The sequence below is a fragment of the Streptosporangium sp. LJ11 genome (genome assembly GCF_051918945.1).
Classification (GTDB): domain Bacteria; phylum Actinomycetota; class Actinomycetes; order Streptosporangiales; family Streptosporangiaceae; genus Streptosporangium.
Genome location: NZ_JBPXMB010000019.1, coordinates 129,294 through 151,530, shown reverse-complemented (window position 1 = coordinate 151,530; position 22,237 = coordinate 129,294). Strand labels below are relative to the sequence as shown.

17 protein-coding genes are annotated in these 22,237 nt (G+C 70.9%); 8 read left to right on the top strand and 9 right to left on the bottom strand.

Translation table 11 applies throughout. The features are described 5' to 3' along the window. Positions 1–4: 4 nt before the first annotated feature. From ACTOQ3_RS27145 to ACTOQ3_RS27125, 5 genes are all read right to left on the bottom strand, one after another. Positions 5–1,603: a tRNA ligase subunit PheS family protein gene (locus tag ACTOQ3_RS27145; protein WP_440086223.1), complete on the bottom strand. Its 1,599-nt coding sequence runs from the start codon at positions 1,601–1,603 to the stop codon at positions 5–7. Between the two features lie 660 nt (positions 1,604–2,263). After that, positions 2,264–2,479, bottom strand: coding sequence for an EF-hand domain-containing protein (locus ACTOQ3_RS27140; RefSeq protein ID WP_329086723.1), 216 nt, complete (start codon positions 2,477–2,479; stop codon positions 2,264–2,266). Positions 2,480–2,723: 244 nt separating this feature from the next. Beyond that, positions 2,724–3,080, bottom strand: coding sequence for a four-helix bundle copper-binding protein (locus ACTOQ3_RS27135; RefSeq protein ID WP_440086222.1), 357 nt, complete (start codon positions 3,078–3,080; stop codon positions 2,724–2,726). A gap of 177 nt (positions 3,081–3,257) precedes the next feature. Next, positions 3,258–5,534: a protein translocase subunit SecD gene (gene secD / locus ACTOQ3_RS27130; RefSeq protein WP_440086221.1), complete on the bottom strand. Its 2,277-nt coding sequence runs from the start codon at positions 5,532–5,534 to the stop codon at positions 3,258–3,260. Positions 5,535–5,681: 147 nt separating this feature from the next. Further along, entirely contained in the window at positions 5,682–6,068 is a 387-nt protein-coding gene (locus ACTOQ3_RS27125; RefSeq protein ID WP_440086220.1) for a hypothetical protein, read from the bottom strand. Positions 6,069–6,186: 118 nt separating this feature from the next. Between ACTOQ3_RS27125 and ACTOQ3_RS27120 the strand changes: the two genes are divergently transcribed. After that, positions 6,187–7,848, top strand: a complete 1,662-nt coding sequence (locus ACTOQ3_RS27120) for an alpha-amylase family protein (RefSeq protein WP_440086219.1) — start codon at positions 6,187–6,189, stop codon at positions 7,846–7,848. A gap of 13 nt (positions 7,849–7,861) precedes the next feature. Here the strand turns inward: ACTOQ3_RS27120 and ACTOQ3_RS27115 are convergent, their stop codons facing one another. Continuing rightward, entirely contained in the window at positions 7,862–8,518 is a 657-nt protein-coding gene (locus tag ACTOQ3_RS27115; RefSeq protein ID WP_440086218.1) for a TetR/AcrR family transcriptional regulator, read from the bottom strand. 80 nt (positions 8,519–8,598) lie between these two features. Here ACTOQ3_RS27115 and ACTOQ3_RS27110 point away from each other — a divergent pair, with 80 nt between their 5' ends. The 3 genes from ACTOQ3_RS27110 (at position 8,599) to ACTOQ3_RS27100 (ending at position 13,382) form a co-directional block, all read left to right on the top strand. Further along, positions 8,599–9,333 (top strand): SDR family oxidoreductase, encoded by a 735-nt coding sequence (locus ACTOQ3_RS27110; protein WP_440086216.1) that lies wholly within the window; start codon positions 8,599–8,601, stop codon positions 9,331–9,333. Between the two features lie 202 nt (positions 9,334–9,535). Further along, positions 9,536–12,616 carry an ATP-binding protein gene (locus ACTOQ3_RS27105; protein ID WP_440086215.1) on the top strand — a complete coding sequence of 1,027 codons (3,081 nt, stop codon included), beginning with the start codon at positions 9,536–9,538 and terminating at the stop codon, positions 12,614–12,616. Positions 12,617–12,842: 226 nt separating this feature from the next. After that, positions 12,843–13,382, top strand: a complete 540-nt coding sequence (locus ACTOQ3_RS27100) for an RICIN domain-containing protein (protein ID WP_440086213.1) — start codon at positions 12,843–12,845, stop codon at positions 13,380–13,382. Positions 13,383–13,407: 25 nt separating this feature from the next. On the opposite strand, the gene ACTOQ3_RS27095 is transcribed toward ACTOQ3_RS27100, so the two are convergent. Continuing rightward, on the bottom strand, positions 13,408–13,614 hold the full coding sequence (locus ACTOQ3_RS27095) for a VOC family protein (protein WP_440086212.1): 207 nt from the start codon (positions 13,612–13,614) through the stop codon (positions 13,408–13,410). 281 nt (positions 13,615–13,895) lie between these two features. Here ACTOQ3_RS27095 and ACTOQ3_RS27090 point away from each other — a divergent pair, with 281 nt between their 5' ends. Further along, entirely contained in the window at positions 13,896–14,987 is a 1,092-nt protein-coding gene (locus ACTOQ3_RS27090) for an alanine racemase (RefSeq protein WP_440086211.1), read from the top strand. A gap of 242 nt (positions 14,988–15,229) precedes the next feature. Here ACTOQ3_RS27090 and ACTOQ3_RS27085 read toward each other — a convergent pair whose 3' ends face one another. Together ACTOQ3_RS27085 and ACTOQ3_RS27080 are read right to left on the bottom strand one after the other, a co-directional pair. Next, the gene (locus tag ACTOQ3_RS27085) at positions 15,230–17,095 is read right to left on the bottom strand and encodes a CASTOR/POLLUX-related putative ion channel (protein ID WP_440086210.1); all 1,866 of its coding nucleotides are present in this window, start codon (positions 17,093–17,095) and stop codon (positions 15,230–15,232) included. A gap of 496 nt (positions 17,096–17,591) precedes the next feature. Then, a complete protein-coding gene (locus ACTOQ3_RS27080; RefSeq protein WP_440086209.1) occupies positions 17,592–18,131 on the bottom strand; it encodes a DUF4262 domain-containing protein in 540 nt (179 codons plus the stop codon). A gap of 175 nt (positions 18,132–18,306) precedes the next feature. Between ACTOQ3_RS27080 and ACTOQ3_RS27075 the strand changes: the two genes are divergently transcribed. The 3 genes from ACTOQ3_RS27075 to ACTOQ3_RS27065 all read left to right on the top strand — a co-directional run bounded on the left by ACTOQ3_RS27075 (position 18,307) and on the right by ACTOQ3_RS27065 (position 22,211). Beyond that, the gene (locus tag ACTOQ3_RS27075; RefSeq protein WP_440086208.1) at positions 18,307–19,089 is read left to right on the top strand and encodes an IclR family transcriptional regulator; all 783 of its coding nucleotides are present in this window, start codon (positions 18,307–18,309) and stop codon (positions 19,087–19,089) included. A gap of 63 nt (positions 19,090–19,152) precedes the next feature. Continuing rightward, positions 19,153–20,568 (top strand): aldehyde dehydrogenase family protein, encoded by a 1,416-nt coding sequence (locus ACTOQ3_RS27070; protein WP_440086207.1) that lies wholly within the window; start codon positions 19,153–19,155, stop codon positions 20,566–20,568. Next, positions 20,565–22,211, top strand: a complete 1,647-nt coding sequence (locus ACTOQ3_RS27065; protein ID WP_440086206.1) for a sugar ABC transporter ATP-binding protein — start codon at positions 20,565–20,567, stop codon at positions 22,209–22,211. The genes ACTOQ3_RS27070 and ACTOQ3_RS27065 overlap by 4 nt, the downstream gene beginning before the upstream one ends. Positions 22,212–22,237: the final 26 nt, after the last annotated feature.

Below are 22,237 nucleotides of genomic sequence, written 5' to 3'. Positions count from 1 at the left end.
GGAGTCACCTGCTCCCGAGGTCGGTGAGGTGCTCCATCGCGGTGAGGTCGATCTCCATGGCGCTCGTCCTCGGGGGCAGGCCCAGCGCCTGAACCGTACCGGCGCGCAGTTCGCCCGCGTGGCCCAGCACGGCCCCCCCGACGAGCAGTTCCAGGCAGCGTCCAGGCAGCCAGGGTGCGTACTCGGTGGGCCGGGTGACCAGTCCGGCCCCCATGATGTGCGCCGCCGTACGCGCGGCGTCGACCGCGCGGGCCCATGACGACTCGCCGGTCAGGGCGGCGGCGAGGTGGCGGGGCTGAACGGGGATGGCGGTGTTCAGCGCGTCGAGCTGGTCGTCGGTGGGGCGGCGGTCGGCCCGGGGGACGGGCGGGAGGTCGCCGCTCGCGGGCGGCACGAAGACCGTCCCCTGCTCGAAGAGCGCCGGGGCGGGGTTTCCCCGGGTGAGGTTGAGACCCAGCGCGGCCAGCAGCCCGGGGAGAAGCGTGGTGCGCAGTGACGGCTCGCGCGGGCTGATCGGGTTCGTGAGCGTCAGTGTGGCGCGGCGCGGGTCGTCGGGCGCCAGGCCGAAGGCGTCCCACGCGGCGTCGCAGACGAAGGGAAAGCACGGCGTCTCGACGTATCCCGCTCCCGCCAGCGCGTGCCCGATCCGCCGCCGCAGGTTCTGTGACCGGGTGAGCCCTCCACCGGCCTCCCGTCTCCGTGCGGCCCTGGCACCGTGGCCGCGCGCCAGCGGGATGGTCTCCATGTCGGGCACGGCCCGCGCGGCCGGCACGGCCCGCGTCGGGGGCGTGGCCCGGGGAAGAGGCCTGGGCCGCGGTCTTCCGGGGGCGAACTCGTCCATCCCGAGGGGGAAGCGGACGTCGCCGTCGACGACGTCGCGCATGTCCTTCAGCCCGTGCCGCAGCATCAGCGTTCGCTCGACGCCCATGCCGAAGGCGAAGGCGCCGTATCGGTGCGGATCGACACCGCAGGCCGCCAGCACCCGGGGATGGACCATGCCGCACCCGCCCCACTCGATCCATCCCTCGCCGCCGCAGGTCCCGCACGGGTCCGCGGGAGCGTCTCCGGCGGCGCCTTCCCGAGGAACCGCGTCGCGATCCTCCGCGCCGGTGCCCCGGCAGACCGCGCACTCCACGTCCACCTCCACCGACGGGTCGGTGTAGGCGAAGCGGTGGGTGCGGAGCCGGGTCACCGTGCCGCCGCCGAACGTGGAGGTGGCGAAGTGGTCGAGGGTCTTCTTCAGGTCGACCATGGTGAGGCCCAGGTCGACGGCGAGGCCCTCGATCTGGTGGAACACCGGGCTGTGGGTGGCGTCGGCCGGGTCGGGACGGTAGGCGCGGCCCGTGCAGACCACCCGCAGGGGAGGGGGCGTGCCGAGCATCGCCCTCACCTGCACCGGTGAGGTGTGCGTGCGCAGCACGAGACCCGACCTCCGGCCGGGGGCCGAGGGGTGCTCGACGTAGAAGGTGCGTTCGGGGGCGCGGGAGGGGTGGCGGTCGTCCATGTTGAGGGCGTCGAAGCTGAACCACTCGGCCTCGACCTCGGGCCCCTCGGCGACACGGTAGCCGAGGTCGAGGAAGACATCGGTCATCTGCTCGGCCATGACGGTCACCGGATGCCGGGCACCACGCGAGTCATGCGGCGCGCTCCCGGCGCGGCCGCTGGATGCGCTCCTCATTTTTCTGCCCTCTTCCTCTGTGAGGCCTCCCGAGCAGGCCGGCTCCCGAGGCGGTCAGGCGAAAGACGCCGGATCGCCTTCCGGCCGGGACGTGACGGGAAGCGAGCGGAAGCGCGGATCGTGGCGACCGGACGACCTCACGCGCGAGACGCGAGATCGCCTTCTGAAAGGGATCGGCGTGCGACGACCGTTCGGGAACATCGGTGTTCACACGTCGATCCGAGCCTTCGCTACGCTGTGCGCTCATATGACTACCCAAAGTTATTGCGCGGTCAATGGCGCGTCAACATGCCACCAGGTCGGTAGCGAGGCCGGTCGGGGGCGCCCCGGCCGTGCGCGAGGGGGAATGGCGGCGCACGCCGGCTTTCCCGGCAGGGGGTTTCGGCCGGGATCAACGAGGCCGGGGGCGGCGGGGCCGGGGTCGGTTTGCGGTGAGGGTGGCTGGACCGGATCCGATCGGGGTGCCCGGCCCAGGGGGCGGGCGGGATGCCCCGATCGGATCCGGTTCGCCGGCCGGTCCGGAACCTGGTGTCCGGCTCCGGTCTGGCCGATCCGGTCTGAGGTGTCCGGGTCGGGGCCGGAAGGTCAGCCCGCCCGGGTCTGGGCGAGGTATCCGGCGAACTCCTCCAGGGAGATGAGGCCGTCGCTGTCCTGGTCGATCCTGGCGACGGCCGCCGCGGCCGCCTCCGGGGTGATCGGCTGGCCGAGCACCTCCATGAGCCTCGTCAGCTCGGGAACCGAGATGAGGCCGTCACCGTCAACATCAACGATTTTGAAAGTCGTCGCGTAGTCGTCCGCCACGATTGCATCCGCCTTCGGCAGCAGGGAAATCAGACGCCAAGCACACTAGCGGGATTCGAGGCGCGGTCTCCCGTTGAAAGCGGAGGATTCCCGTCGTTCCGGTCATGACGGGGGCGCCGCCGATCGGATCGGCGGCGCCCTTTCACCCTCTTTCACCTTCTGTCCCGCCATGTCGCCCCGCGTCCCGTCCACGCCATCCCTCTGCCGACGTGGACGGCCCGGCGAAGACCGGCCGGACGGTCGTTCAGGCTCGCGCGCCGACCATGGACTGGCAGGCCTCGGCGCACATCCGGCACGCGTTGGCGCACTCCTTCATCATGGAGTCGTCGCCCATGGACATGCAGGCCTCGGCGCACTTGCCCGCCACCTTCGCGCACATCGCGGCCATCTCCATCGCCATCGGCGACTGGCGCATCATCATGTCCGCGCACATGCGGGTCATGTCGGCGCAGTCCATGAGCGGGCCCATCATCGCCATGTCGGCGTGCCGGCCCCCCTGCATGAGGCAGTAGGTCATGGTCTGCTCGCAACGGCTGTGGCTCTCCATGCACGCATCGATGCTCTTCTGCATCTGAGGGCTCATCTTGACCGCGTGGCTCATGCTTTCTCCCCGTTTTCGTGACCGTTCTGCTTCAACGGCCGAAGATCTCGCAACAGTGTTGTGCCCCTGCCGAGGACCCTTGCCAGCCGGGGAGTTCTGCCTTTAGTCCCAGATGGCAATAGTTTTGTGTATAAATTCACCCATCATTTGTAGGGTTAGTAGGAAAGGCGGAGGCGGTCAGACCACCGCGCCCGAGCCCTGGCGGGCCGGGGCCGGCCCTCTTCGCTTGGGCCGGGGCGGCGCGGTGGGCCTGCGCCGCTCCAGCTCGATCGCGATCGGCGCCGCGACCAGCGCGGAGGAGAGCGTGCCGACGACGATCCCGATCAGCAGCGCCACCGCGAAGTCGGTCAGCGAGTCACCGCCGAGCACCGCCAGCGCGGCCAGGATGAACAGCGCGCCCAGGCCGGTGTTGACCGTACGGGGGACGGTCTGCAGGATCGCGGTGTTCGTCACCTCGGCGAACGGGGCCTTCGGCCGCGCACCCCACAGCTCGCGGACCCGGTCGAAGACCACGACCTTGTCGTTGACCGAGTAGCCGATCACGGTGAGCATCGCGGCCAGGAACACCCCGTCCACCGGCTTGTCCAGCCACGCGAACGCGCCGACCACGATCGCCGCGTCGGCCACCAGGGCCAGCACCGCCGCCAGCCCGAACGTCCAGCGGAACCGGAAGGCGAGATAGGCGAGTTGCGCGGCGAGCGCGACCCCCAGCGCGATCAGCGCGTTGCGGCGCAGTTCCTCCCCGAGGCTCGGCCCGACGAGCTCGTCGCGCTCCTTGGTGACCGACGCGCCCCCGCTCTCCAGCGCGCTCTCGATCCGCACCACGTCGGCGGGACTGATCTGACCGGCCCGTACGGAGATGTCCTCGCCGGAGGACTGCACCACCGCGTTGGGGAACCCGGCGTCGCTGACGAGCTCGCGGGCTGCGTCGGCGGTCATCGGGGTGCTCGTGGAGTACTCCACGAGCCTGCCTCCGGTGAACTCCACACCGAAGTCGAGTCCCCGCACCGCGACCCCTGCCACGGACGCGGCCACCAGCACGCAGGTGACCAGGAAATACACCGAGCGGCGGCTCATCAGGTCAGGCTTGCGCGCGTTCAGCCAGGTACGGACGCGCCCGATGTCGGACAGGCCGGTCAGCCTGGGCCGCGAGGAGACGGCCTGGAGGCTCACCGCCCACTGGGCGAGGACGCGCGTGATGACCATCGCGGTGATCAGCGAGGCGATCACACCGATGCTCAGCGTGACGCCGAAACCGCGTACCGGTCCGGACGCCAGGAAGAACAGCAGTCCGGCGGCGAGCAGCGTGGTGATGTTGGAGTCGGCCACCGCGCTCCACGCGTTGCGGAAGCCCTTCTCCAGCGCGCCCCGCAACCCCGGCTCCGCCGCGTACTCCTCCCGCGCCCGTTCGAAGACCAGCACGTTGGCGTCGACCGCCATGCCGATCGCCAGGACGAAGCCGGCCAGTCCCGGCAGGGTGAGCGTGGCGCCGAGCCCCACCAGCGCCGCGTACGAGATCAGCGCGTAGCAGGCCAGGGCGAAGGCGGCGATGAGGCCCACCAGCCGGTAGGTCACGACGATGAACAGCGCGGTGAGCGCGACGCCGATCACCGCGGCCTGGGCGCTGGCCGTGATCGCGGCCGCGCCGAGCGTCGGGCCGACGGTCCGCTGCTCGACGATCTCGACGGGTACCGGCAGCGAGCCGCCCTTGATCAGCAGGGCCAGGTCGGCGGCCTCCTCCGAGGTGAAGGTGCCGGTGATCTGGGTGGACGCGCCGGGCAGGCCGACGTCGCAGGCCACGTCCTCGTTCACCTGGGGTGAGACGATCACCTTGGAGTCGAGCACGATGGCGACCCGCCGTTTGGGGTCGCCCGCCGGGTTGCAGGCGGCCTGGCCGGTCAGCTCGGCCCACTCCGCGCGCCCGCTGTCGCGGAAGTCGACGGTGACGAACCAGCCGCTGCCCTGCTGGGCGTCGATGCCCGCCTCGGCGCCGCTGACGCCGTCACCGGTGAGGGCGGCCGGTCCGATGTGCAGCGGGCCGCCACGCTCGTCGGGCAGGATCTGTTCGCCCTTCCCCGGCCGGGTGCCGGCCGCCGGGTCGGGGACGCCGAGGACCGGGTGGAAGGTGAGCTGCGCGGTCTTGCCGATGACCTCGGCGGCCTTGGTCGGATCCTGCACGCCGGGCAGCTCCACGATGATGCGCCGCTCGCCCGAGCGGGCCAGCGGCGCGTCCGCCACGCCCAAGCCGTCGGCCCGGCGGCGGAGCACCTCGAGGGTGCGGTCGGTGGCCGCGGCGTCGGCCTTGACGGTCGGTGAGTCCCTGGTCTCCAGGACGAGCTGGGTGCCGCCGCGCAGGTCGAGGCCGAGGCGCGGCGACATGGTCAGGGCGATGAACAGCGAGGTGGCGATGACGGCGAGCGCCGCCACCGCGCGTACCACCGGGGCACGCGACATGGGAGCCTCCACAGGCTGGGGAACTGTCCTCGGGTCATGCCGGAGGAGCCGGTCTCAGGACGCCGGCGTGCTTCGCGTACGGCGGCTTTCAGGCACGGGAAAGGCGTTTTCCGGTACGGCGAAGGCCCGGAGCGGCTCCGGGACGGTTCAGCCGGCGGTGGAGGCGGGCGGCGCGCGCCCCGGCCTGACGAGCAGGGCCGCGAGCGGGCGGGTGTCGTCGTCGCGGGCCGGACGCGAGTCCTGGCCGGTGGTGAGGGAGAGGTGCCGCGGGTCCGCCGGCGGGGTAGCGAGCGGGTGGCCGCCCCCGCCCCCCAGGCCGATCCCGGTGGCGGAGAGGCCGGTGACGAGGGCGTTCCTGTGCCCGCTGTCGGAGGCCGGGCGAGAGAGCCGCTGGTGCTCGCCGGAGGACTGGGTGACGGTGGCGTGCCGCAGGAGGACGGTGGCGCCGCCCCCGCTCAACCCGCCGGAGACGAGCAGCGGCAGCAGCAGGGCGAGCAGCCAGCCGAAGGGCGCGCCGCGCCTCAGCTGTCGCATGATCTCCTCCTGGCCGTCCCGTCCACCGTAACGCGCCGGGGGGCTCGCCGACCTCTCCGGCGTCGGCCCAATGTCGGGGTTGTCTCATAAAAACGTCAAGGGAGGGTAGTGCGCACGCATGCGACTCACCTATACGGCTGATCTGTGGTGGAAGAACGCCGTCGTCTACTGCCTGGACGTCGAGACCTACAAGGACGGGAACGGTGACGGCATCGGTGACTTCCGGGGCCTCACCCAGCAGATCGACCACCTGGACCGGCTCGGGGTGACCTGTATCTGGCTGATGCCGTTCTTTCCCAGCCCCAGCCGCGACGACGGCTACGACATCAGCGACTTCTACTCGGTCGACCCCCGGCTGGGCACCCTTGGCGACTTCGTGGAGTTCATGCGCACCGCCAGGGACCGCGGCATGCGGGTGATCGCCGACCTGGTGGTCAACCACACCTCCGACGAGCACCCCTGGTTCAAGGAGGCCCGCTCCAGCCGCGACTCTCCCAAGCGCGACTGGTACGTCTGGCAGGACGAGCCGGGACCCGTCGACCCCAAGGCGATCGTCTTCCCCGACAAGGAGGACAGCCTCTGGGAGCTGGACAAGAAGACCGGCCAGTACTACTACCACAGCTTCTACAAGTTCCAGCCCGACCTGAACACGGCGAATCCGCAGGTCCGCGACGAGATCGCGCGCGTTCTCGGCTTCTGGATGGAACTCGGCCTGTCCGGCTTCCGGGTGGACGCGGTGCCGTTCCTGATCGAGGGCATCGGCGGCGACCCGCACGAGTTCCTCGCCGACCTGCGCGCCTTCATGAACCGCCGCGACGGCACCTCGATCCTGCTGGGCGAGGTCAACCTGCCCTACCCGGACCTGATGAAGTTCTTCGGTGACGCGGGGAACGGCGACGAGGTCACCATGTGCTTCGACTTCATCGCCATGCAGCGCTTCCACCTGTCGATGGCCCGCCAGAACCCGGAGGCCCTCGCCGAGGCCCTGCGCGACCGGCCGGAACCGCCCGACGACTCCCAGTGGGCGATGTTCGTCCGCAACCACGACGAGCTGACCCTGGACAAGCTCACCGAGGCGCAGAAGCACGAGGTCTTCGACGCCTTCGGCCCGGAGAAGAACATGCAGGTGTACGACCGGGGTCTGCGCCGCCGCCTTCCCCCGATGCTCGGCGGCGACCTGCGGCGGCTCAAGCTGGCCTACAGCGTGCTGTTCTCCCTGCCGGGCACCCCGGTGCTCTTCTACGGCGAGGAGATCGGTCTCGGCGAGAACCTGAAGGCCGAGGGCCGGATGGCGGTCCGGGTCCCGATGCAGTGGTCGGCCGGAGGCGGCTTCTCGCCCAACCCGAAGACCAACGTCCCCTCGCCCACCGGCAAGTTCGGCCCGCGCAACGTCAACGTCGCCGACCAGCGCCGCGACCCCGACTCGCTGCTCAGCTGGATCAAGCTCCTGATCGAGCGCTACCGGGAGTCGCCCGAACTGGCCTGGGGCGCGTACGAGATCCTGGACGCCGGTGACGTGGCCGTGCTGGCCCACCGGGCCGACGCCGAGGGCGGCACCGTGGTCGCCGTCCACAACTTCGCCGACCGCGAGGCGAAGGTGGATCTCGTGCTCGAGAAGCTCGACGGCTGCGAGACGCTGGTCGACCTGCTGGTGGACGGCACCATCGACCTGCCCTCCGACGGCCGGGTGAAGTTCACGCTGGAGCCGTACGGCACCCGCTGGTTCCGCGCCTCCGTCCCCGACGCGGCCCCGGAGGACACCTCGGCCAAGAGCGGGTGACCCGGCCCGGGGATCACTCCCGGCCGCGTCCGGGGTGCCCGTCCGGAGCGTCTCGCCGGGCGGGAGGGTGCTCGTCCGGAGTGCCCTCCCGTTCCCCCGGCCAGGCGAGCATCGCGAGCTCGGCGATCCGTTCCAGATCCCGCCGGGTCGCGCCGTCGCGGGACTGGGCGGACATGCCCTGGATCGTGGCCGCGTAGAACAGGGCGAGAGCTTCGGCGTCGGTGCCCTCGGGGAGCAGGCCCGCCGCCACGTCCGAGGCGATGTGCGCCGTGAGCGCGGCCTTGGCGCCCTCCCTGATCCCGCGCATCGCCTCCCGCACGTCGGCCGACTCCGGGCCGACGTTGGCCGCCGCGCTGAAGATCAGGCAGCCCGGCGGGTGCCCGGGGTCGGTGTAGTTGGCCGCCGCCTCGCGCAGCATCCTGAAGATCGCCGCCCGCGCGGTCGGCTCCTCGGCCAGCGCCCGCGCGGAGAAGTCGTACCTCCTGTAGCGCTCGACGACCTCCTCGAACAGGTGCCGCTTGTCGCCGAAGGCGGCGTACAGGCTGGGCGGGCGGATGCCCATCGCGGCGGTGAGGGAGGCGATGGAGGTGGCCTCGTAGCCGTGCCGCCAGAACTCCAGCAGCGCTATCTCCAGCACGGTGTCGCGGTCGAAGGCTCGCTTCCTGCTCACCGGAGCATTGTATAGCGAACGCTACAAAACTCTGCTACGGTTCGATTTTGTAGCGATCGCTATAAAATCTGGGAGGCGATGTGAGAACCGCGCTGGTGACGGGTGCGAGCAGGGGGATCGGCAGGGCGATCGCCCTGCGGCTCGGGCGCGAGGAGGTCCGGGTGGCCGTCCACTACGCCAGGGACGAGGCGGCGGCAGGGGAGGTCGTGACGGCGATCACCGAGGCCGGGGGAGAGGCGTTCCCCGTCCGGGCGGAACTCGGTGTGGAGGGGGACGTGGAGACGCTCTTCACCGCCCTGGAGAAGGAGGTGGACGGGCTCGACATCCTCGTCAACAACGCGGGGATCATCGTCCCCGGCGGCATCTCGGAGGTCACACCCGAGGCCTACGACAGGATGTTCGCCGTCAACGTCAGGGCACCGTTCTTCATCATCCAGCGGGCGCTGCCCCTCCTGCGCGACGGCGGGCGCGTCGTCACCATCAGCTCCGGCGTGACCAGGATCGCCTTCCCCCAGAGTCCCGCCTACGTCGCGACCAAGGGGGCGATGGAGGTGCTGAACCGGACGCTGGCCAAGGAACTCGGTCCGCGCGGGATCACGGTGAACTCGGTCTCGCCGGGCATCACCGACACCGACATGAACGCGGGCTGGCTGCGCGGCGACCCCGAGGCCGAGAGCTTCGCGGCCGGGCAGTCCGCCCTCGCCAGGGTCGGCGCCCCGGAGGACGTCGCCGACGTGGTCGCCTTCGTGGTCTCCGACGACGCCCGCTGGGTCACCGGGACCACCCTCGACGCCACCGGCGGCTCCGTGCTCTGAGCCATCTCCGGCTCCTCGCGACCTCGGGGCCTCGGGGCCCGAGTTTCGCACGACCTCTCGGAAGAAGGACCGTACGAAATGCGCCGGTGACATGCTGTGAAAATCGCTAAAATGTTTTTTCCTCCGGCTGTGGCCGATCGGAAGTGAATTGATCGCTGTGGCCTGTCCCGTGCGGCGCGTTCAAGGAACGTGAGGAGCGGAAATGGCCCGTCCGGACCCCGACGACCATCTTCGGCGCCAGCTGCGCACCTTACAGCGGGTCGTGGGCGGACCTACCGACGCGACGCTGGCTCGCCGTAGCGGGGTCGCGGCGGCCACGTTCTCCGAGGTGATGGCCGGCAAACGGCGACTGCGGGACGAATTCGTCGCGAAGGTCGTCGCGGGCTGCGTGGCCTGTGCCCGCGCCGCGGGGAGGGTCGCCCTCGACGAGCAGCACGTTCTGCAAGCACTGCGACTGCCTGGTCACACCGCCGCGGACAACGGCATCTTCGAACGCGACGACGATCTGAATTCCTGTTCATCGTCGCTCGACGACGTCCGCAGAAGGGCGGGGGCCACGATCGTGGTCGAGGGCCCGGCGGGAATCGGCAAGTCCGAACTGCTGGCGCGGGTGTGCTCGGAAAGCGCCGTGCGTGGGATCACTCCCTTGATGGTGCGCGGCAATCAACTCGATCAGACGATGGCCTTCTGCGGCGTCCGAACACTGCTCGGCCGCTGGGCGGCCGGTCACAGTGGCCAGGATCGGCAGCGTCTGTTCGCCGGCGCCGCCGCGTTCGCGCGGGTACCGCTCGGCCTGCCGCATACGCGGCGAGGGGGCTCGATGATCGGCTTGACCGAAGCCCTGTACTGGCTCCTGGTCAACGCCACCGACCCTGCCGGACGCGACGACGCGCTGCTGCTGGCCGTCGACGACGCGCACTGGCTGGACGAGGAGTCGCTGAACTGGCTGGAGTTCCTCAGTGCCAGGCTGGCCGGACTGCCTGTCGTTTTGTTGCTCGCCTGCCGGCCGGACGAGCCCACGACGTCCCCGGCGCTCACCCGCATCATCCTGCGCGCGACCTCGATCATCCGGCCCCGGCCGCTCAGCCTGGACGCCGTGCGTGCCATCGTCGACCGCAGCCTCGGGCGCCGGAGCGGCCCTCCCGACGAGACGTTCTGCTCGGCCTTCCACCGGCACAGCGGCGGCAACCCGTTCTATCTGCGGTGGATGCTCGACCTGGCCCACGAGCGCCGGCTCGCGCCGACGGCCGAGTCCGCCACGCGCGTCGCTCGTCTCATACCTCGCCAGGTCGTGGTCCACCTCAACGAGCGGCTGAGCATGCTGGGGCCGTCGGCGGGGCGGCTGGCCCGAACGCTCGCCGTGCTCGGCCCCGGTATCCAGCTTGACCAGGCCGTACGTCTCGCGGGACTGACCTCTGAGGAAGGTGGGCGCGAATACGACCGGCTCTGCAGGGCCGCGATCCTGGCCGACCGGTCCAGTGTCGACTTCCGGCACCCGATCATCCGAAGCGCGGTCTACGACGCCATCGACCCCTCGCAGCGCAGCGACACCCATCTCGCGGCGGCAAGGCTGCTGCACCATGCCGATGCCGGCCTCGAGACGGTGGCCGCTCACCTGCTGCGGGTCAACACCGCGGGCGATCCCTGGGTGGTCGACCGGCTGGCCGCCGCAGCCGCCGAGGCGATGAGCTCCGGCCTGGCGGGCACGGCGGCCCGCTACCTCGGGCGCGCGGTCGCCGAGCCGCCCCCGCCCGGCCGGCGTTGCCAGGTACGAATGCGCTACGGGCAGGCGCTGGCGCTGGGCGAGGTGGCCACGGCCATCCCCGAACTGCTCGCCGCCCGCAAGCAGGCCGCCGATGACGCCCAGGGCGTCGAGGCGGCGATCGCGCTCGCCAAGGCGTACGGCTACGCCAACCGGCTCGGCGACGCCGTCCGATCCCTCGACCGGGCACTGGACGGTTGCCGTGACGACGCTCTGCGTGACCGCCTGCGGGCAGAGCAGCTGTTGTGGGCGACATGGTGGGCCGACGACCCGCACCGGCCCGACCGCATGCTGCTGCTCGACCGGGCCGCCCCACCGCTGTCCGGCACCGGCCACGTGGAGCGTCTGCTCATCGCCACGCACGCATGGAGCCTGGTGCTGCGCGGTGAGCCGCGGACCGCCGCGGCGGAGGCCATCCGGCCCGTGCTCCGGAACGGTGTGTCGTTCGCCGACCTCGACCAGGGCATGGAGGTGGGTACCATGACCGGATTCGTCCACCTGTACTCCGACGACCTCTCGATGGCCGGACGTCTGTTCGAGCAGGCGATGGAAGAGTTCGGCCGCAACGGCTGGCGCGGCACCCACCTCACGTTCACCCGCGCCCATGTGGCGAACGTGGCCCTGCGGGAGGGAAGACTCGCTGACGCGGTCGCCGACGCCGAGATCGCGTTGCGCCTGGCCGACCGCACCGGTCCGGGAACGCCCGGGGAGCAGTTCGCCACCGGCACCCTGATCGAGGCATTGCTCGCGCGCGGCGACGTCGATCGTGCGCAGGCGGTGTGCGGCGACCGCGAGTACGGCACGTCCTTGGCCGACGCGTTGGTGCTCCCGGTGCCGAACGCCGTTCGGGGCGCCCTTCAACTCGCGCGCGGTCAGACCGCCGGTGCCGCCGCCACTCTGCGCCGGGTCGGGCAGTGGCTCGAAAACGCGTGCCTGCTCAACCCGTCCGTGTGCCTGTGGCGCTTCGATCTCGGCCGGGCGTTGCGACACTCCGCGCCGGACCAGGCCCGCGAGGTCGTGACCGTCGGGATGCGGCGAGCGGATCGATTCGGCGGCGAGCTGACCCGTGCGCGAGCCCTGCGGACCCTCGCCGTGTTGCAGCCGGACTCGGCCGCGGAGCTTCTCGAGGAGGCGATCCGGATCTTGCGCCCCACGCCGCACCGCCTCGAACAGGCCCACGCTCTCGCCGAACTCGGCACAGCCCTGACCCGGAGCGATCACGATGCCCGCGTTCTGCTGTCCGAGGCACTGACACTGGCCGAGGAGTGCGGCGCCGTGTCGCTCGGCGACGCCGTCGCGCGGCGGCTCGGGTCCGCTCCTCGCCTCCGGCGCCGGCGGGTGGACGCCCTGGACCCGTGTCGGCAACGCATCGCCCGGCTCGCCGCGGACGGGCACTCCAAGTCCGAGATCGCCTACAGCATGGTCCTCGACCTGGACACGGTCACCACGCTCCTCCGCGAAGCACACGACGTCCTCGGAGTCGACTCGCTCGCGGAACTGCGCCGTGCCCTGACGCCGTGAGCGTCATGGCAGGACCGTGATCGCCACCACCCTCCGGGGCCGGTACGGCCCCTGTCTCCGGGTGCCGGAAACGTTCGGTTATTCGGCGGCGATGGCGGAGCCCCGGCGCGGCCGGTGAAATGAGTCATCCGGTGACCGCGCCCCGCGGACCGGAACTCTTCGAAGGCGAAACGGACCCCGTGACGGTTCCTCCTGTCGTCTCCACGACCAAGGGAAAGTGATGGCAATGGCGAAGCATTACACGAAGACGGTCGGCGTGCTCCTGGCGGCGATGGTCGCGACCGCGGGGATGGCGCCGTCCGCACCGGCGGCCTCAGCCGCCCTGGCGTCACCCGTGCCGGCGGGGGCCCTCACCTGGATCAGGAACTTCAACAGCTTCAAGTGCCTGGCCATCGCCGGTGCCGACCGGAACGACAACGCCCCCGCCGTCCAGTTCAGCTGCGACAGTCACGGGTCGCGTGTCTGGTATCTCGTGGACAGAGGCAACAACCATTACTGGATCAAGAACAACTACACCGGTAAGTGCCTCACCATCGCCGGCGGCAGCCCCTACGAGAACGCCCCCGCCGTCCAGTACTACTGCGACGCACATCCGTCACGCCTGTGGTCCTTCGTCGACAAGGGCGATTCCAACTACCACATCCGCAATTACAACAGTGACAAGTGCCTCACCGTCGCCGGCGGCGGCACCACCAACAACGTCTACGCCAACCAGTACTTCTGCGACAACCATCGGGCGCGTCTCTGGTACTTCGTCACCCGATGACCCTCAAGATCGAAGGCCTGAACGGCTAACGGGCGCCCTGGGGATCGGCGGCCTCCCCCAGCTCGGTGAAGAGCGTGAGCTGGAGCCCGGCGGGCCCCTCAAGGCGGGAGTTGAGCGAGTTCCACGGGGTCCGGACGGGTTCGGCGACCACCGTCGCCCCGGCCCCGGCCAGCTCGGCGGTGACGGCGGCCGAGTCGTCCACCTCGAACGCCACCCGGATGTGCCCGGCCACCCTCCGCTCCCTCAGCCGCTCCTCGCGCCCTCGCCGCGTTCGTGGCCTTCGCCCCGGATGGCCGCGTACCGACGGGCGGCACCCTACTCCCCGCGCCCTCGACTTTCCCCGACACGGCACCGTATCGACGAACCGCCCGGGTGAAGCGTGTTGGATGTCCACCACACGGATCAGATCGTGGACGAGGAGGTGACCGCGGTCATGCCCCCGCGCCCCCTGATCGTCGAGACCCGGTTCTCGCCCGCCCGACGTCCCGTACCGCCATGATCGGAGAGAACGCAGTGACAGCCACCGTCGCGGCGCAGCCGCAGACCTCGGAGTCGTTCCTGGCCGGGCCGCTGCCCGCATACGTCTACGACCTGGTCGAACTCGGCGCCCACGTCAGGGACATCCGCGCCGCGCTGGGAGACGTCGAGCTGTACTACGCGGTGAAGGCCAACCCCGACCCGGAGCTGATGCGGACGCTCGCCCCGCACGTCGACGGCTTCGAGGTCGCCTCGGGGGGCGAGCTCGCGCACGTGCGGGAACACTTCCCGCACGCGCCGATCGCGCTGGGCGGGCCGGGCAAGACGGACGCCGAGCTGTTCGGCGACGTGACCCGCCTGCACGTCGAGAGCCCCGGCGAGCTGCGCCGCCTGCTCGCGTCCGGCCGCTCGGCGGACGTGCTGCTGAGGGTCAACCTGGACGTCCCGATCGCGGGGGCCTCGCTGGCGATGGGCGGCGGCGCCACACCGTTCGGGATGGACCCCGCGGGGATCGCCGAATGCGTCGCCCTGCTGGAGGCCCAGAGTGCCGTACGGCTGCGCGGGATCCACGCGCACCTGGCCAGCGGGCTCGACGCGCCCCGGATGCTGGAGCTGGCGGCGGCCGTCCTGGACTACGCGCGGACGCTGGGGGCGACCGAGATCAACCTCGGCGGCGGCATGGCCGTCTCCTACGCCGACCCCGACGACCGCTTCGACTGGACGGCCTACGGCTCGGGCCTGGCCGCCCTCCGTCGTCCCGGGGAGACGCTCCGGATCGAACCGGGACGCTCGCTGACCGTCTACTGCGGGAGGTACGTGACGCGCGTCATCGACGTCAAACGCGTCCACGGCGAGCTGTTCGCGATCGTGGCGGGCGGGACCCACCACATCCGCACCCCCGCCACCAAGGGCCACGACCAGCCCCTGGTCATGACGGAGGCCGGTGAGCCGATCACGATCGTCGGCCAGCTCTGCACTCCCAAGGACACCCTGGCCCGCCGGGTCCCCATCGCGCTCAAGCCCGGCGACCTGGTGGAGTTCACGATGGCGGGCGCCTACGCCTGGAACATCTCCCACCACGACTTCCTGATGCACCCGAAACCGAGCTTCCACTATCTGAGCCGCTAGGAACCGGCGGAGGCCGAGCCGGAGAAAGCCGCCGGCCGGCCCCGACCCGGGTACGGGAACGCCTGCCGATACGCATATGCTGCGCATCGTCGTTTTCATGTCAGGCAGCACCCAGAGGGAGAAGCTCACCGTGTACAAGGAGTTCGCGATCGAGGCCGTGGTCTGGGTGATCCCCGTCGTAGTGCTGCTCGGGCTCGCTTTCATGATCACTGCCTGATCCGGCAGGGCCCCGCCCCGGCGGGTCAGCGCTCGGCCAGGACGATCACCGAGTCGCCGGGGCCGAGGCGCAGCGGTCGCGACTTGTCCGGGTTGAGGACGACGCCGAAGTGCGGGGCCTCGTTCACGCGGTCCGCCAGGCGGTAGCCGATCGCGGTCTCGCCGCGGCGCCGGGCCGACTCGATCACCGAGGCGAAGTCGACCGGCGCCCCGGGGCGGACGTACCGCTCCGCCGGGCGCGGGTAGACCTCCGAACCCCCCGAGTCGAAGAGCTGGCCGAACACCTCGGCCAGGTGCCGGTTCTCGGCGAGCTGGGCCAGCAGCAGGCCGATCACCGTGTCGCTGATCACGATGTCGTCGGCCTTGGTGACCTCGGCCAGGCTCCGGTTGTTCTCGTCGTGCATCTCGCTGACGATGGAGTAGCGCTCGCCGAGCGAGGACTGCATGTCGCGCAACTGGAGCAGGGTCGTCAGGGTGCGCGTGTCGGCGTGGCCGGGGCTGTAGCGGTCGTCGGAGAGCACGATCACGTGCTGGTACAGGCCCAGGCCGAGCGACTCCAGCGCGTAACGGTCGGAGGTGTCGCACTCCTTGACGTTGACCGTCAGGTTGGACAATCCCTCGAAGCCGGTCGCCGCGTCGGGGTGGTCGGAGGCGATGTCCAGGACCGAACCCGGCGCGACGTAGCCGTCGAGATAGCGGACGACCCGGCGGCCCCGGCCGTTCCAGTTGAGGACCAGGGTGCGCTCGGGGCCCGGTCTGGTGTGCTCGACCATGACGATCGACTCCTCGCGGGCCGAGGGCATGCCGGCGGCCAGGTGGATCATCGAGTCGTCGTTGGCGATCACGATGATCTCGTCGGAGTCGGCGATCACGGTGCTCATGGGCGGGTTCAGCATGACCTTCCCGGCCTGGCGCAGCCCGATCACCGTGGCGGTCTGGTACGCCGGGAGCACCTCGCCGTACGTCATGCCGGTGAAGTCGGGGTCGGAGCGCAGGTAGATCTCCCCGTCGCCGAAGTCGAGCAGGTCCATGCAGACCACGGACATGCCCGACTGCCGCGATGACTGCACGATGAGCCGGGAGGCGGTGTCGTCGGAGTCGACGAGGTGGACGCCGGGACCGCCCGCGAGACGCGCGGCGGCCATGTTGGAGCTCTCGGCGATGGCGGCCACCACCGGCGGGTGGCTGCCGGGCCGTTTGGCCAGGGCGAGCAGCGTCTTGATGACGTGCGCGTCGGGGTCCTCGCCCTGCGGGGAGAGGACGACCACCGAGCGGGCCCCGGCGAGGTTCATCAGGTCGAGGTCGGTCGGTTCGGTGGGCCGCCCGGTCCGGCAGACCAGCCTGGTCCTGCCGGTCTCGCCCGCGAACTGCCGGATCTCGTCCTCCATGGCGATCTTGTCCTTGTCGGCGAGGATCGTGATGACCGACCTGCGGTCGCTCGCGTGCGCCTGGACCAGCTCGCTGACGATCGTGAAGACCTGCTCCGACCAGCCCAGGACCACGATGTGGCCGGTCTCGATGATCCGGGACCTGCCCTTGCGCAGCTCCTCGAACCTGCTCTTGAGGTCGTTGGAGAGGATGCCGACCAGGGCGCTGACGATGAAGAGCCCGCCCAGCGACGCGACGAACATCAGGGCGACGAACGGCGCGCTGCCGGTGTCGCTGGCCACCTTCCCCGGGCTCAGCGCGCGCATCAGCGTCATCCACAGCATGCCCGGGGCGCCGTGGTGCTTCGCGGCCTCGTGCGGGGTCAGCCACAGACTCAGCGTCGTGACCAGCAGGATGAGGCCGAGAGAGACGAGGGCGAGCCATCCGATCAGCGCGGGCGTGCCCCGGGACATGGTGTTGTCGAACCAGTAACGCAAGCGTTCTCGAAACGTCGCCCTTGGCACGGAATTCCTCCCCCATAGGTAAAGCACAGTCGACAATTGTACAAAAATTACAGGTCGCCGAGTGGGGGTCGGGTGAACGCGCCGGAGGTCGCCGGTACGGGCGCCCGGCGCCGCGCGGGCCGGGAAACCTCGTGGGCCGGGAAACCCTCATGGGCCGGGGACGGGCGAGGTGCGCGAGCCGCGACGGCCCCGCGGCGGGGCGGTTCTCAGGGCCGTTCCCGGGCCCTTCCCCGAGATCGCGTCCTTCGTCCTCGGGAAGGGCCCGGAAGCGCCGTGAGGAAATGGCCAAGGGCCTTTATGCGGGCGACTCCCGGAATAAGGCCCTGAGTCGCCAGAAAACCACATGAAACAGGTGAGTCGGGTTATTTAGCCGTTTATCCGGTTTTCGGTTCGCCGCAACGCCGGAGCCGGTGCCCGTCGCGATCTCCGGAGGCCCGGCCGGTGCCGATGGCGTGTCTCCGTCCCGGTCGGGTCTCCGGTCGCGGGCCCGGGTTCGTCAGGGAAGTTTGGTCCAGGGGCCCGGGGCGTGGTCGTCCTTCGGGATCCACAGCGCGGGCTGGAGCTCGCGGAGTCGCGGGGCACAGCCGTCGTTCCAGGGGAAGCGGCCCGCGGCGTCCGGCCAGACGATCTCCATGAAGGACAGCGGGGGCCGCCGGTAGAAGTGCAGTGCCGTGCCGAACAGCGACCGGTACCAGCTCGTGTCCACCGTTCTCGCGACGACCGGGTAGTTCCTGATCACGTCGTCCCGCTCCCGGGCCTCGACCAGGTGACGCCCGGCGGCGACCTCGTCGGCCAGGGTGTCGAGGCAGTTGCCCATCACGTCCACGCGGAGACCGAACATGGCCACCTCGGGGGAGCGGAGCGTGTGCCACAGCCCGACGGTGAACGCCCAGCCCGGCCCGTCCTCGTCCTCCGGGACCATGACGACCGCCCACCCGCGATCCCGGACACTTCGCATCGTCCTGAGGCCGGCCTCGTCGAGTTCCACCTCCTGCTCGACGCACAGCAGACAGTGACACGCGCTCTGGTCGAACATATGCCTGATCGTAGTGCTTTGTGGTCGTTCATGCCTACAAGTCCGACCGTGCCTGCCCTGCTCCGGCCTCACCCCGGGCGGGGACTATTTGTGCGCGAGGGTTGACAGTGGTTATCGCCGATGTAACTATCGCAAAAATCTTACAAATATCTGAAAATAGATTCGAGTAACTCGAATGAAAAGCGGTAGGAAATCATCAAGCGTCGACAAGGCATTTGAGCTGATCAGTGCCGTGTCCGGAAGCGGTCAGTCCGGAATGACCCTGGGCGAACTCGCGGCGCATACCGGCGTCGCCGTCAGCACCGCCCACCGCTACGCCATCTCGCTGCTGGAACTGGGCGTTCTGGAGCGGGACGCCACCGGGGCCTTCCGGCTCGGGGTCACCCTCATCACCCTCGCCGGGCGCTACCTGGAGGAGGACGGGCTCCGCGCCGCGGCCCAGCCGTACCTGGCCGAGCTGGTGGAGATCAGCGGGGAGACCGTTCACCTCGGGGTCCCGGTCGGCCACCACATCGTCTACGTCGACAAGGTGGAGAGCGCCAAGTCGGTGCGCCTGGTCTCCCGGATCGGCAGCCGCGTACCGCTGCACTGCACCGCGATGGGCAAGGCGGTCCTCGCCTTCCTGGACGAGCCGCGCCGCGCCGAGATCCTGGGCGTGCGGGCGGAGCCCCGCACGCCCAGAAGCCTCACCGGCGACGCGCTGCTCGCCGAGCTCGACACCGTACGCGACCAGGGCTTCGCGATCGACGACGAGGAGAACGAGGAGGGGGTGCGCTGCATCGGCCTGCCGATCATGAACGCCTCCGGCCGCCCGGTGGGGGCGTTCAGCGTGTCGGCACCGGCCGGACGGTTCAGCGTCGGCGACTGCCACCGCCTGGCGCCGGCCGCGCTCGGGATGGCCGCGGACATCGGCCGCCGCATCGGCTACGCCGCCCCCAGGACCCGCAAACCCGCCTGATCCCGCCCCCTCCACGGATCCGCAGCTCGCAACGCAAGGCCTGTATGGAAGGAAGTGCAACGAATGTCCGCTCTCACCTCGCCGGACGCCTCCGTCATCACCGTCCGTAACCCCGGCACCGGCGAGCAGCTCGGGGAGGTGGAGGCGGCGAGCGCGGAGCGGGTGGCCGCGGTCGTCGAGACCGCCCAGGAGGGCCGGCGGGCGATGGCGGCCATGCCCGCCCACGAGCGCGCGGACCTCCTGCGCCGGGTGGCCGGCCTGATCGAGGCCGAGCGGGACGATCTCGCCGCGCTGCTCGCCGCCGAGAACGGCAAGCCCGTGCAGCAGACCCGGGGCGAGGTCGACGCCGCGATCCGGATCTTCCGCGGGTACGCGGGGGAGGCCACCAGGCTCTTCGGCCGCCAGATCCCGCTCGACGCCGTTCCCGGCCTGGAGCGGCACCTCGCGGTGACGATGCGCGAGCCCCTCGGCGTCGTCGCGGCGCTGGTCCCGTTCAACTACCCGGTCGAGCTGTACGCGCACAAGGCCGCCGCGGCCCTCGCCGCGGGCAACGCCGTCGTCGTCCAGCCGCCCGCCCGCTGCCCGCTCGCCCTGCTCAGGGTGGCCGAGCTCGTCGAGCGGGCCGGCGCGCCCGCCCACGCCCACCAGCTGGTCGCCGGAGGCGTGCAGGTGTCCCAGGCGCTGGCTCAGCACCCCGGGATCGCGGCGGTGAGCCTCACCGGCAGCACCGCGGCGGGCCGCGAGATCGCCCGCCTCGGGGCCGCGACCCTGAAGAAGGTCTTCCTGGAACTCGGCGGGAACGACGCGCTCATCGTCTGCGACGACGCCGACGCCGAGGAGGCCGCCCGAGCCGTCGTCCTCGGCCGCCTGGCCAGGGGGAACGGGCAGATCTGCTGCGCGGTCAAGCGCGTCTACGTCCAGGACGGCATCCACGACGCCTTCGTCGAGTCGCTGCTCGGCCAGACGGCCAAGCTCTCCGTGGGCGACCAGCTGCTCGAGGAGACCGACGTCGGCCCCCTCATCGCCGAGGAGGCCGCCGAGCGGGTCGAGGCGGCCGTCGGCAGGCTCGTCGGGGAGGGGGCCAGGCTCGCCGCCGGAGGCGGCAGGCGCGGCGCGTTCGTCGACCCGGTCGTGCTGGTCGACGTGCCCACCGCCAGCCCCACCTTCGCCGAGGAGATCTTCGGCCCGGTGGCGCCCGTCGCCCGCTTCACCGATCCCCTCGACGCGGTGCGGATGGCCAACGAGTCCCCGTACGGCCTGCACGCCGCGGTCTTCACCCGGGACGTCTCGCGGGCGTTCTCCATCGCGCGGCGCCTCGACGTCGGCGGGGTCGTCATCAACGGTTCGACCGCGCTGCGCGCCGAGAACCTGCCGTTCGGCGGTACCAAGGACACCGGCGGCTACCGCGAGGGCCTGCACGAGACCGTCCTCGACTTCACCCGGCAGAAGACGGTCGTCGTCATGGAGGCGTTCGGATGAGCCTGGAGCTCCGGGGCGTCCGCAAGGACTACGGCGGCGTCGAGGTGCTGCACGGGGTGGACCTGGTGGGCCACCCCGGCGAGGTCCTCGCCGTGGTCGGCGCGAACGGAGCCGGCAAGTCGACCCTGATCAGGATCCTCGCCGGTGCCCAGCCCATGAGCGCGGGCGAGATGTGGATGGACGGCGAGCGGGTCGAGCTGCGCTCGCCGCACGACGCGCACGCCCGGGGCATCCGCACGGTCTACCAGGAGCTGACCCTGGTACCCCAGCTGTCGGTCACCGAGAACCTGCTGATGGGGCACTTCCCCAGGAAGCGCGGCGGGCTCATCGACTGGCCGGCGGCGCACGCCCGCGCCGGGGAGCTGCTGGAGAGCATCGGCTTCGGCGCGATCGACCCGCGTACCGTCGCGGGCCGCCTGACGGTGGCCAGGCAGCAGATGGTGGAGATCGCCAAGGCGCTGGTGGACGAGCCGCGGGTGCTGGTGCTCGACGAGCCCTCCGCGGTGCTGGCCGGAAGCGACCTCGAGTCGCTGTTCGCGCTGATCAGGCGGTTGCGGGAGCGCGGGGTGCTGGTCGTCTACGTCTCCCACCGGCTCGCGGAGGTCCTGGAGCTCGCCACCTCGATCGTGGTGATCAAGGACGGCAGGATCGTCGAGACGACCGAACCCGCCCGTACGGGCGAGAACGAGCTGATCCGCCTCATGGCGGGCCGCCGCCTCGAACAGATCTACCCCGACCGGCGCGCGGACCCCGGCGAGGTACGGCTCAGCGTCTCCGGGCTCACTCGCGGGGGCGAGTTCGAGGACGTCTCGTTCTCCGTGCGCTCGGGGGAGATCGTCGGGCTGTTCGGCCTGGTCGGCTCCGGCCGCAGCGAGCTGGCCCGGTGCGTCTTCGGCGCCGAGCCCGCGTCCGCGGGCCAGGTGCGCGTCCGGTCCGGTGCCGGGCTCGTGGAGCGGCCACGTTCCCGGCCGGGCGCCGAGTCCCTGTCCGCGGGCGAGGCGGGTGCCCGGTCCGGCGCCGAGCCCGCGTCCGGTGTCGAGCCCGCGTCCGGTGTCGAGGCCGCGTCCGCCGACCGGGCACGCGGCCGGTCCGGGGCCGTCGGCTTCCGTACGCCGGCCGAGGCCATCGCGGCCGGGCTCGCGCTCGTCACCGAGGACCGTAAGCGCACCGGCCTGGTACTCGGCATGAGCGTGCTCGACAACATCACGCTCACGACCCTGCACTCGGCCACCCGGGGCCCGCTGATCGACACGGGCCTCAGGCGCAGGAACGTCGCCGGCATGATCGACCGGCTGGGCATCCAGCCCTCGGGGTGCGCCTCGATGCCGGTGGCCAACCTCAGCGGCGGCAACCAGCAGAAGGCCGTGCTCGCGAAGTGGCTGCTGGCCGAGCCGCGCGTGCTCATCCTCGACGAGCCGACCCGCGGTGTGGACATGGCGGCCAGGGTCGACATCTACCGCATGATCGACAACCTCGCCCGGCAGGGCCTCGCCGTCCTGCTCATCTCCTCGGACCTGACGGAGGTGCTCGGCGCCACCGACCGGGTGCTCGTGATGAACCAGGGGCGCATCACCGGCGACCTGCGTTCCGACCGGACCACGGAGGACGAGATCCTCGCCCACTCGATCGGGCGGACGGCATGACCCGCACACCCCCGGAGGACAGCATG

Coding starts and splice junctions, on each gene's coding strand:
- ACTOQ3_RS27105 (WP_440086215.1), top strand. CDS start 9,536: ATGGCCCGTCCGGACCCCGACGACCATCTTCGGCGCCAGCTGCGCACC.
- ACTOQ3_RS27145 (WP_440086223.1), bottom strand. CDS start 1,603: ATGGCCGAGCAGATGACCGATGTCTTCCTCGACCTCGGCTACCGTGTC.
- ACTOQ3_RS27135 (WP_440086222.1), bottom strand. CDS start 3,080: ATGAGCCACGCGGTCAAGATGAGCCCTCAGATGCAGAAGAGCATCGAT.
- ACTOQ3_RS27080 (WP_440086209.1), bottom strand. CDS start 18,131: ATGTTCGACCAGAGCGCGTGTCACTGTCTGCTGTGCGTCGAGCAGGAG.
- ACTOQ3_RS27125 (WP_440086220.1), bottom strand. CDS start 6,068: ATGCGACAGCTGAGGCGCGGCGCGCCCTTCGGCTGGCTGCTCGCCCTG.
- secD (WP_440086221.1), bottom strand. CDS start 5,534: ATGTCGCGTGCCCCGGTGGTACGCGCGGTGGCGGCGCTCGCCGTCATC.
- ACTOQ3_RS27075 (WP_440086208.1), top strand. CDS start 18,307: ATGAAAAGCGGTAGGAAATCATCAAGCGTCGACAAGGCATTTGAGCTG.
- ACTOQ3_RS27070 (WP_440086207.1), top strand. CDS start 19,153: ATGTCCGCTCTCACCTCGCCGGACGCCTCCGTCATCACCGTCCGTAAC.
- ACTOQ3_RS27065 (WP_440086206.1), top strand. CDS start 20,565: ATGAGCCTGGAGCTCCGGGGCGTCCGCAAGGACTACGGCGGCGTCGAG.
- ACTOQ3_RS27120 (WP_440086219.1), top strand. CDS start 6,187: ATGCGACTCACCTATACGGCTGATCTGTGGTGGAAGAACGCCGTCGTC.
- ACTOQ3_RS27100 (WP_440086213.1), top strand. CDS start 12,843: ATGGCGAAGCATTACACGAAGACGGTCGGCGTGCTCCTGGCGGCGATG.